We start from the raw sequence: 9,390 nt of genomic DNA on the forward strand, positions 1-9,390 counted from the left end.
CCTTTCAATTGCTACTAATCTCTATTTATCTTATCATATGTTTTCACTGTTTTCACTGCGAGATACGGCGATCACTTCACCGGCCATTAAAAAAACTAGATAAGCTGCTGTCACTTTTTTACCTGTTAATGCTTCAAGCGCTATACGGTAATAATCAATTTGCTGTCGATACTTTTGCCACATTAAATCGTCCGAGTCAGGTACGCGGTAATCCGTTTTAAAATCAACGAGTAGCAATTCAGACGGCAGCTCTGCATAGAAATCGATAATCCCTTGTACCATTTGCGTTTCTATTCTGTGTATAAAAGGGATCTCATGATGATGTTTTTCAATCGCTCTCAATTTCATACCCAAAGGCGAGGCTAAAAACACGCTAATCTTTTGAAGATCAATCACATCCGCTTCATCTTCAGTAAAGATACCAGATGAAGTATATTGATGAAGCTGTTCTTTTAGCGTTTCAGGCGTTTGTATTTTATGAAAATCAAGTCGTTCTAAAAATGCATGTGTCAACGTACCACGTTCGGCGCCGCTGATTTGAGACGTATCTGAAAACGTTGGCACTTCTGACAGCGTTGGCGGCTTATAAGCTGTCTGCATACTCGTGACAGAGGTCTTTGCAGGCAGTCCATCAAGCACTTTTGGATATTGATACGATAGAATCTTTTCAACGATTTCGCCTTCTGTCCCCTGCTCTGATTTGATTGCTTCTGTTCTATCCGGAAACTGTGCTTGAACCATCACATCATCCGGTGACGTTTCCCGCCTGCTTTCACGCCACTGCAATAGCCGCTGCATCCAGTCTCGGTGCTGATCTACAGCCTCCATCTCAAAATGTGCAGCATCTAAACAGTTCACTTTCACCTGCGGAAGATCCAACCAATTAGGCATAATCCAGTCCATCAGTCCCTGTGGGTTCCAAAACAGCTGTCGACTGGCACCACGACGCCATACACGCATTTTTTTAGGCAGTGCCGCATAAGTGCCAAAAAGGATTAAGCGATCCACCGGACGCGTCAGCGCAACGTATAGTACGCGTAGTTCCTCGGCATAAGTCTCCCATTGAATACGATTTTTGATCACCCACTGCGGCAGCGATTTACTGCGTGTTCGCTTATCGAGATCGACATACGCCAGTGCGATGCCTTCATCTTTATGCATCAGCAAATCACCGTAAGAATCCATGAGGTTAATGCGCCGTCCCAATCCGAGCAACAAAACAACCGGAAATTCGAGCCCCTTTGACTTATGAATACTCATCAGTCGAATCACATTGTCATTTTCGCCAATTGTCTTGGCCACCCCCATATCTCCCGAAGCATTATGCAGCGCTTCAATAAACTGTATAAACTGATTTAGTGAAATAATCTGGGATTGGCGCAGTTCTGATGCACGATCAATGAGCAGTGTTAGATTCGCCGCTCTAGCTGAACCGCCGGGCATGGCAATACAATAATGATAAAGCCCCGAATCACGTAAGAGCATCCAAAGGAATTCATCCAGCATCATATACGTAGAAGCTTGACGCCATGTTTCAAGCCGTTCGGTAAAACCCTTCAGTTTTTTGCCGGTTTCTGTATCAGCATCATGGCCGGCTTGAACACCATCATAGAGATAATGTGCCCTATCTGCTGCTTTTTTAACGCCAATCAATTCGGAAATCCCCAACCCTACAATCGGCGATCTCAATACTGTCAACAGTGCAATATCGTCATAAGGATCTGCAATAACCTTTAAGAGCGACAGGATAAATTTAATTTCAAGGGTATCAAAATAACCCGTTGGGTTATCTGCAAAGAGCGGCAATCCCTCTTCCATAAAGACGGTTTCGAAAATGGGAGTCCACGACCGGACACTTCGAATCAGTAAAACAATATCCTTATAGGTGCAAGGCGCCGTTATTTTTTGTTTAGGATGATAAATGGGCGTTCCCAGTATTGTCTTAATCTTGAGCACAGCAGCCCTCGCCTCAATTTCATCGTTTTTCATATCTTCAAAATACGATTCAAGCGTCTCTTGACTGCCATCAGATGCATCATTACTGGCAAGAGCTGTCGATAAATCACGTTCTTCATTTTCGAGCAATGCCTTTGAAATCAAATTCACTTCCACTTTCGAATCCATTGCGGGCTCAAAAGTCATGCCGGGATAGAGCTTTGCATCGTCATCATAAGCAATTTCTCCGAGTGGCGGCTGCATAACAGCGCTGAAAATAACATTAACCGAATCGAGTATAACATCACGTGTTCTGAAGTTCTGCTTCAGATCTACCCGAACCAAATGCTCAGTATGCGCAGCTGTTTCTGCAAAAGATTGATTCAAATCGGCAATCGCCGATACCGAATCGATGCCAAATGCACTTAACTTATGAAAACGATTATACTTTGAAACGAATATCTGCGGATCGGCAAGTCTGAACTTGTAAATACTCTGTTTGAGGTCGCCCACCATGAACAGCGCATTTTTGCGTTTAATGCTCTTGATAATCTGCTCTTGAATACCGCTGGCATCTTGGTATTCGTCAACAAAGATAAATTGAAAATGCTCGCGGTAGCGCGATGCAATGCTATCATCATCCAGCAGCTGGACAGCAAAGTGCTCTAGATCTCCAAAATCCAATACATTACGCTTACGCTTTAAGGTATCAAATCGCACAGTGAACGTACGAATAATTTCAAGCATCGTGCCAAATAAAGGTCCTTGGTCGACAATCTCTGCTTGATAGCGCGCCGCCGTTTTATAATTGTAAAACTGTTTTATCTTCTCAAAAATCTGTTTTTTAATAACTTTATCGCGAATCTCTCCTTTGACTTCATCTATAACGGCAGGGTCGATCTGCGCTTTCATCTCTTTCTTTAATGGTTTCAGCCTAGAAAACTCAAATTGGGTAATAGCGGCTTGAAAAGCGTCGCCTTCTAAAGCACACATGCGCTCGAAAGCTTGCAGATCCATCGTAAGTGTCTCACGATAACCCTCAAGTCCCGGTGTATCATCACAAATGCGAATTGCATACACAAGCAGTTCGATACCACTTTGCAGCATCCATTTATGATAGGTCTCCATATCACTAAACCATTTGGTGCAAATTTTCTCGCCTGAACTCGCGTATTGTTCAACCTGTTCAGCCAACCATTTTATCGGATAAGCCTGACTCTGTATAAATCGATAGAGCGATAGGATCAGTTCTCTCAGTTTGACATCATCACGATTGCCGGAATAACTTTCTACCAGTTGGATAAATGCAGGCGTTTCCGCTTCATAAAACAGTTCCAGCGTCTCTTCAAGTGCTTGAAATACGAGTACTTGAAGTTCACTCTCATTGGCCATTCGAAACGCCGGATCAATCTCTAGTTTTTGAAAATGCTGCCTGACGACATCAAGGCAAAAAGCATGAAAAGTCTTAATATGTGCACGATTCAAACGTTTAAGCTGTTCCTGTAGGAAGCTTTTATCACCATTTGAAGTCTGCATCGCATTTGAAAGCGCCGTCTCAATCCGCGCACGCATTTCGCCTGCAGCTGCATTCGTATAAGTGACGATGAGCATTTCATCAATGGGAATGTGATCGTCGATAACCATTCGCGTTATACGTTCTACGAGTACAGCGGTCTTGCCCGAACCCGCGGCTGCCGATACCAGTAGTTCGCATCCCCTCAATTCAATCGCAGCCTGCTGTTCAATCGTCCACTTCGTCATCGTGTTCACCTCCATACGTCGCTTCAATACACTGAACGACGTCCTCATTGCTCATTTTTGGCAATCGTCTTACATCAGCATAGTCAAATTTAATTTCAAACTGACAAATACCGCTGAATTCACAATAATCACAGCTGAGGCCATTCTTCATGCGGCAAGGCGTGATGTCAATATCGCCGCCCAGAATTTTGTCTCCAATCGACGTAATTTTACCGGTTACATGTGTCATCAATGCACGAAACTGCGTCTCGTTTAATACTTTCGAATCCTTTGTATAACTGCCGTCTTTCTTGCGCTTTACTTGTACAACCGATGAGGTATCACGCTCAATAATCGTCATATCCAGTGCCGATAACACGCGCTCGTCATCAAGTGATATCCCGTCTAACTTAAGTTTATCGAGCAGTGTCTGTTCCAGTGTCGACAAATCTTCCTGAACCGTATCCAGCAGCGGATCGTCTATGCGGTAATAGTAAAAACCGCCGGGGCGCAGCGCAGAAGTTCTAAAATAGGATGGATTCGATAAACATGCGTACATATAGACGCAGAGCTGCATTTGCAGCCCATAATAAATATCTTCAAGGCTTAACTGTTTAGCACCTGATTTATAATCAATAATTTTAATGTATTGAACACCATCTTCATCCAATATGTCGACGCGATCGACGACGCCTCTGAGCATGATCTTTTCGTGATTGGACAGTTCAATAACAATTGGCGGTACGCCAAAAGCCGCATCTGTAAACGCGAGTTCAAAAGCCGCAGGTTTAAACGTCCCTTGTTTTAACTGCGTCGTCAATGTCCAAACAGCGCGTTTTGCCACACGACCGAGTTTTCGAATCAGAGCTTTGTACTGAAATTTTGATTGGTAAATTTCTGCCGAGACCATTTCGCCGATAATTGCATCAATCATCTGATCACATTGCGCCTGTGAAAGCTGCTCCCAAATTAGTTTTTGATCATAAACCGTTTTTCCAAATCGCTCAAGCGCCTTATGAAAGAGTATCCCAACATCGGGATACGTAATTTCAAATGGCTTAATACGCTTTGGCTTAAGGCCTTGATCGACAAAATATTTAAAAGGACATGCAACATATTGCTCCAGTCCCGAAACACTGCTCTTCAACGGTTGCTCATAGAGCAGCTTTATTTCATCATCCGCCAACTTCTGGACGTGATGATGGTGTGCAGCCGCTTCTAAAAGTCTTTCTGAGACATTGGGGGCATTTTGACGGTACCAGCCCATGACTTTATACCAAACGGGATCAATCGTCTGTCCATCTAAATGCAGTCGCATTTGCTCAGCGAGTACGCCGTAAGTTCCTTCTGGTGATGCAATATTATCGAGCGTCTTAAGATGACCATAAGGCTCTGAGGTCTGCTCACACAGAGGCAGGAGCGATTTGAACTTTGCAATCAAATAAGAAGGCCTTAGGGCAGCACCTTTTTTATCCGCCAGTGCATAGCTTAAATACAGCTTTTCCGAAGGTCTCGTCAACGCTTGGTAAATATTGAAATTTTCTTTTTTGATAAACATCTGCTGATCTGAGAGCCAGCGCAGTCCGATGTCGTTGACGCGCTGTTTTTCGTGTTCCTGCAACAGTTGCTGATCCGCACCTGCCTCCGGCAATATGCCGTCGTTAATCCCGGCAAGAAATTGTATGGATACGGGATGTGTACGAGAACGATCAAGTGAGCCAATGAGCACATGCTGTTCTGAAAGCGGCAGAAGGCCGATTTCAACATTTTCCAGGCCGACTTCCAATCGTTCCCATAGTGCAGAAGGCGCCATCGTTTCACTGCCAATCAGCGAATCCAACTGTTCAAAGACGTTAATCACCGCATTCCATACCTGCGCAAAGATTTGTGCCTGTTCTAAATCCCCTTTGTCAGTAAAGACTTGTACCGCATTTTGAATCTTGTCCGGTATCGCCAGCAGCTGCATCAGTTCAAAGAGCAGCTTTAACTGCTGTCGAACGGTTTCAGCATTTTTTAACTGCTTTCGATATTGATCAAGTGGTTCTGTCAGTTTTAATCTCAGTGCATTTAGCATCTCAAGATTATATTGCTCAGACAACACTTTTTCAAATGGCTGAAACAGGCGTTTCCCATAAATACCGTGTTCAACAATATAGTGTTCAAATACCGCTGTCTCTGTCGCTGACCATTCAAAGAACCCCGTCTTCAGCAATTTTATCACGGTATCCTGTCTAAAATTCATTTGAAAAGCTTCAAAGATATTCGTCATGAAATGAACGACCGGATGATTGAGAATAGGCCGCTTGACATCGATAAAGTGCGGTATGCCGTATTGTTCAAAAATACGATGAACCGTCATTTGATAGCCGTCGAGATCATTGGTGAGCACCGCGAAATCGCGCCAATTGTATTGACCCGTTCGCATGTGTTTTAAAAGTGTTTCTGCAATCCATACAATTTCGGATGCTTGGGATTGTGCACCATGAATTGCAATATGATCAGCCGGCGCTTTATATGGCGTAATGGGGTACGTCATCGCATGCAAACTGAAATGACGCAGATCGTCGTGCATGTAGACGTTTTTCATCGCTTCAACTTCTGCCGTCACATTTTCAAAATGCATTAGCTTTTGGAACACAGACTGCGTATGGGCAAACGTTTCCATCGGCGCATCCGGCAATGCCGTCAACGTTACGGTAACGTGCTTCGCCGTTCGGCACAATCCTTCAATGACCGCCAGTTCCTGCACGGTAAAGCTATCAAAACCGTCAATCCAAATCTGCTTTTGTTTTAAATTCTGTGACTGCGGCAGCTTTGTCAGCAAGTGTTCATACACATCGGCACCATCGAAATACTGCGATGTCTTCGCTGCTTCATAGGCATTAAAAATGAATGCCAAGTCTGCTAGTTTTGCACTTAAAAGCGGATCGTTCTGAACCGTTTCAACCGCTTCCGTCAACTGATGCGGTTCAATGCGATTTTGTTTTAACTCTTCTATAAAATCAAAACACCTTTGAAGCATCCCGCGCTTATCAAAAGCACGGCGATAATAAGTCAGTGCCTGTTTTTCGGTTTCAAAAATTTGTTTTAGCAGCATCATCTGACCAAGTGCTGTGATGACGGTTTCCCGGGCTCCTCCAAGTTCGTCAAATACAAAATGTGTTAAACGCTTGATACTCAATATTTCGAGTCCGATAAAACCGTTCAGCGCTCCCTGCTCAAGCAATTGCTTCTCTGCCTCAAGCGTGAACTGCTCCGGTACAATAAGCATGCATTCATGTCCGCGTCCCGCTCGGACAGCTTCTATCAATTCTTCATAAATTCGGTAACTCTTTCCTGTTTTCGCTTCCCCAATGAGTATTTTTAACATGGTTCACCTCTTTCTGATGCTCTCTCCATTATATCAAAGATTACCTGCTGTTACCTGCGAAAATATTGCGTACCAAACCCTTCAATATGTTATAATGGTTCCGTTAAAGTCACACACCTCAGGAGGCAATATGCCATCTTCATTTAGTCTTTCCGGCAATCAGCTCAAACTGATTGCCATATTTGCCATGGTAATTGACCATATTGGCGCCGTTTTTTTCCCGTCAGTTGCACTGTATCGAATCATTGGCAGATTAACAATGCCCATCATGGCCTATTTCATCGCAGAGGGCTATCACTACACAAAAGACGTTAAAAAATATATGCTCAGGCTTTTATTTTTCGGGCTGCTGACCATGTGGCCCTACAATGCTTATTTTGGTTACGGCCCCTTTAATATTATGTTTTCCCTGCTTGCAGGCCTTATCGCCATTGTTCTCACCGATCGTGCAACGACTTCTTTGACGCGTATCCTCGCGCTCTTAGTTCCAATGCTGATCGCAACGTATCTACAGTTTGACGGACAGTTTATCGTCGTCTTGCTAATCTTTGGCTTTCATAAACACCGTAATCACTTTCGCATGGCATCGCTCAACATGCTTTTGGTTTATATCGTCATTGAGGCTATGACACTTATGGCAGCCGGAACCCCAGGCGGTCCTCAGGGATTTCATCTCTGGGTTCAGCTCTTTGCATTACTCACTTTGCCGCTGCTCAGTCGCTACAATGGCAAGCAGGGACCTCCAGCTCTACCGCGTTACCTCTTTTATGCTTTTTATCCCGTTCATATCACGATACTGTTTATTATTCATCAATATCTGCTATAAATACAGCCAAAGGAGTCTCATATGATCAAACGTATACTGCCTTTATGTCTCTCAACCGTCACAGGCATTTTATTAACCCTACTCACCTTTATGATGCTCTTCGAAGGATTTGCACTCAACGAGTCTTTCTTTATAACGGGTTTTCAAACCTACAACGTTCAAGATATCGTTCATATTTCAGATGAAGATCTGGTTCGCGTCACCCATGCACTGGTCACCTATATTGATGATGCCTCAGGTGATTTACATGTCAAAGTGACCATTAATGACAGCGAGGTCGAGTATTTTAACGCGAAAGAACAAGCACATCTCACCGATATTATGAATCTCATCCGACATGCGCGAAAATTGCTCAAACAACTTAAGACCGCTTTTTTTGCAGTGTTAATTCTCAATATCATCTTTTTAAAAGGCAAAGCACGTTATCGCTTTCTGCCAATCAGCGTTGGCGCAGCACTGCTAAGCTTATTATCACTCGGCGCAATGTACTTTATGGACTTTAACTGGGCATTTGTTAAATTTCATGAGATGCTCTTTTACAATGATCTTTGGCTGCTCGATCCGTCCAAAGACCGGCTGCTCCAGATGATGCCCCTTGAATTCTTTATGCGCTTTACCATGTTTTGGCTCGCAAGTGTCGCCGCGATACAGCTCATTTATTTATTTGCTTACCGCATGTTGAAACGCACAGAAGAAACGGTGGCACAGCATGCAGATGTAAATTCGACTGTTAAAAAGCGTTCCAAAATCAGTAGAAAATAAGAGAAGGAGAGTCCCCAACATGCAATCACATGTAAAATTGCTATTAAGACCTTTAACCCTTGACGACCTTGAAGCATACCGCAAATGCACACATCCGTCCAACACTTATCATCAGTATAATGGTCCCTATTTTAAGCAAGCCACGGCATCAGAACACGAGGCTTCAATCAATACATTAAAAGAAAGACTAATTGCCGGCGATGACAATGCACTGCAAAATAAAAAACTGATTGTCGATGCCGAAACAAATGCGCTGATTGGCCAAGTTAACTGGTATTGGAAATCCATTGAAACGAACTGGCTGGAAGTTGGGATCGTTATTTTTAATGAAAACTACTGGGGACACGGCATTGGTTATAAAGCGCTTAAACTTTGGATTGACGAAATACTTCGGGCAAACGAAAAACTGGTGAGAATCGGCTTAACGACATGGTCCGGCAATCAGCGGATGATGGCATTAGCTGAAAAGCTGGGATTGAAAAAAGAAGCTGTTTATCGCAAAGCGCGAATCGTCAAGGGCGAATACTATGATTCCGTTAGTTATGGGATCCTGCGGGATGAATGGGAAACGTTGTATCACCAACAACCATAACATTCGTTAAATCATGTGATCATTAAAATAAGGCATTTACATCATTAAAAAAGGGGCTGTCGGGAAATAGTGAATTTTGACAGCCGATATCTCCGAAACAATAAACTGCTAGAAATCGGGATTCCGAAGATCCTGAATCTAGCAGTTTTATTTTTGCATTAATCG

5 protein-coding genes are annotated in these 9,390 nt (G+C 43.5%); 3 read left to right on the forward strand and 2 right to left on the reverse strand.

Annotated features, from left to right (window positions below):
* Positions 1-33: 33 nt before the first annotated feature.
* Both KHM83_RS10105 and KHM83_RS10110 read right to left on the reverse strand, forming a co-directional pair.
* A complete protein-coding gene (locus tag KHM83_RS10105) occupies positions 34-3,696 on the reverse strand; it encodes a UvrD-helicase domain-containing protein (protein WP_213236894.1) in 3,663 nt (1,220 codons plus the stop codon).
* Positions 3,677-7,045, reverse strand: a complete 3,369-nt coding sequence (locus tag KHM83_RS10110; RefSeq protein WP_213236895.1) for a PD-(D/E)XK nuclease family protein — start codon at positions 7,043-7,045, stop codon at positions 3,677-3,679. The genes KHM83_RS10105 and KHM83_RS10110 overlap by 20 nt, the downstream gene beginning before the upstream one ends.
* 130 nt (positions 7,046-7,175) lie before the next feature.
* Here KHM83_RS10110 and KHM83_RS10115 point away from each other — a divergent pair, with 130 nt between their 5' ends.
* The 3 genes from KHM83_RS10115 to KHM83_RS10125 are packed head-to-tail and all read left to right on the forward strand — an operon-like array spanning position 7,176 to position 9,225.
* Positions 7,176-7,871 (forward strand): TraX family protein, encoded by a 696-nt coding sequence (locus KHM83_RS10115; RefSeq protein ID WP_213236896.1) that lies wholly within the window; start codon positions 7,176-7,178, stop codon positions 7,869-7,871.
* A 21-nt stretch (positions 7,872-7,892) separates the two neighbouring features.
* Positions 7,893-8,633, forward strand: coding sequence for a TIGR01906 family membrane protein (locus KHM83_RS10120; RefSeq protein ID WP_213236897.1), 741 nt, complete (start codon positions 7,893-7,895; stop codon positions 8,631-8,633).
* A gap of 19 nt (positions 8,634-8,652) precedes the next feature.
* Positions 8,653-9,225 (forward strand): GNAT family N-acetyltransferase, encoded by a 573-nt coding sequence (locus KHM83_RS10125; RefSeq protein WP_213236898.1) that lies wholly within the window; start codon positions 8,653-8,655, stop codon positions 9,223-9,225.
* The last annotated feature ends 165 nt before the right edge of the window (positions 9,226-9,390 follow it).

The sequence above is a fragment of the Fusibacter paucivorans genome (assembly GCF_018390735.1).
Classification (GTDB): domain Bacteria; phylum Bacillota; class Clostridia; order Peptostreptococcales; family Acidaminobacteraceae; genus Fusibacter; species Fusibacter paucivorans.